The organism is Caulobacter sp. 17J65-9 (assembly GCF_010975005.1).
Classification (GTDB): Bacteria; Pseudomonadota; Alphaproteobacteria; order Caulobacterales; family Caulobacteraceae; genus 17J80-11.
The window spans coordinates 1-1,709 of record NZ_JAAIVC010000288.1; the positions used below are offsets into that span (position 1 = coordinate 1).

The 1,709-nt window shown below is 72.7% G+C and carries 3 protein-coding genes and 1 tRNA gene; all 4 read left to right on the forward strand.

Translation table 11 applies throughout. From position 1 onward, the window contains the following. Window positions 1-30: 30 nt before the first annotated feature. Window positions 31-107 (forward strand) — tRNA-Met (locus tag G3573_RS21370). A 101-nt stretch (window positions 108-208) separates the two neighbouring features. Next, complete coding sequence (locus G3573_RS21375; protein WP_163263647.1) at window positions 209-379, forward strand: hypothetical protein; 171 nt, start codon at window positions 209-211, stop codon at window positions 377-379. Between the two features lie 371 nt (window positions 380-750). Beyond that, complete coding sequence (locus G3573_RS21380; RefSeq protein WP_163263648.1) at window positions 751-1,185, forward strand: hypothetical protein; 435 nt, start codon at window positions 751-753, stop codon at window positions 1,183-1,185. 80 nt (window positions 1,186-1,265) lie between these two features. Next, on the forward strand, window positions 1,266-1,709 hold a 444-nt coding region (locus G3573_RS21385), incomplete at its 3' end, for a hypothetical protein (RefSeq protein ID WP_205598434.1).

Genomic DNA, 1,709 nt, shown 5'->3' on the forward strand with positions numbered 1-1,709 from the left:
CGATCACTTCCGCTTACGCTCAAAGTTTGCCGCGGGGTGGAGCAGCCCGGTAGCTCGTCAGGCTCATAACCTGAAGGTCACAGGTTCAAATCCTGTCCCCGCACCCAAACTTCCCGAAAAGCCCCGCCCCAAGCGGGGCTTTTCGCGTTTCCGCGGCGCATTTCGCGCCCGTCAGGCCCGGATCACTGTCGAAGCCCGCGAGCACCTGATGCTGATCGGCATGGCCGGGATCAGCGAGGTGAAGGTCGCCGACTACGCTGACCTGCGCGACCTGGCGGAGCACCTGGGCGCCGCCGGCCACACCGCCCAAGCCTATGCGAGCCTGGAGCCCGGCCGCGGCGAGTATCCGAACTTCGGCTTGACGGAGGACGCGGCCTGAGCCGGCCGCGTCTCCTTCCTTCGAACGAGGCGCGGCCGCGCGCCCCGGCCTAAGGCCTCGGTGCGCCCGCGGGCGTGGAGGATGGCCGGCATGAACTTCAAGATCTTCGCGCGCGCGATCGCGCTCGCAGCCCTGCTCGCCACGGCCGCCAGCGCGGCGCCCTCGCCGGCCCCAGGCGGTCTGAACGGCGTCTGGTATGGCCTCCGCGCCGACGGGATGACCGGCAAGGTCAAGGCGGACCACTACACCTTCCTTCCCGACGGCCGCGCCTTCCGCCGCTTTCCCACCGAGGGCCTGGGGCAGCCGGTCGACTGGACTACGAGTGCCGATACGCCGAGTGCGGCCGTTACACGCGCCAGGGCGACCAGATCGTGTTCCGCACCGCGACCGGGTTCGACACGGCCTTCACCCTCGACGCCCAGGGCGTGCTGCGAAGGGCGAAGGGGACCCAGAGCTATCGTCCCATGCACCTGCTGGACGGCGTGCGCCTGACCGGGACCTGGGGCGTGTTCGATCCAAACGGCGGCCCGCCTGTCGTGACGATCAACTTCACCCCGGACGGACGCTTCCGCGAGGCGGGTCTGCTGAACTTCACCGCCTGGGCCAAGCTCGGCCCGGACCCGGCCAGCCGCAAGGCCGTCGAGCAAGGCGCCGGAACCTACGCCGTCCGTCGCGGCACTCTGGAACTGCGCTACGACGGCGGGCCGGTCGCGCGGTTCATGGTCGCCACGCCGCCGGCCGTGGCGCCCGGGCCGGCGCCAAAGACCCTGCAGGTCGGCGCCGCCACGCTCGACCGCGCCCCCTGATCTCGACCGAACGGAGGAGGCGGCTCCCGCCGCCTGCGCCTAAGCCTCGACGATCGGGTCGCCGGCCCGGGGAGGACGACATGCGTAAAGCTTGGACGGGCGGCGCGCTGGCGCTGGTCGGCGCGGTGGCCGCGGGCGCCGCGATCGCGCAGCAGAAGCCGGGGACGCCGACGGCGACTTACTGGGTGACGGCCGACACCTACGTCGGTGCCTCCGGCGGCATGTCGAGCGCCCTGGCCATGATGTCCGGCGGCGCGCCCTCCGCCAGCGTGCAGCGCGTGCTGAACCTGCAGCTTTCCTCCATCCAGGCGCCGACCGGCGCGCCGGCCGCCGACCACCTGCCGCCGGCCGGGCTGAAGGCGGGCGCGCGCCTGCCCTTGATCTCTCCCAAGCTCGCCCCGGCGGCCGGCGACGCGGGCTCGGCCGGCGCCGTGAGGGGCCGGGTCCTGGTCTACTGGGGCTGCGGCGAGCAGGCGCGGCCCGGCCAGCCGACGGTGATCGACCTCGCCAAGCCCGGCGCGGGC

Coding starts and splice junctions, on each gene's coding strand:
- G3573_RS21375 (WP_163263647.1), top strand. CDS start 209: ATGCTGATCGGCATGGCCGGGATCAGCGAGGTGAAGGTCGCCGACTAC.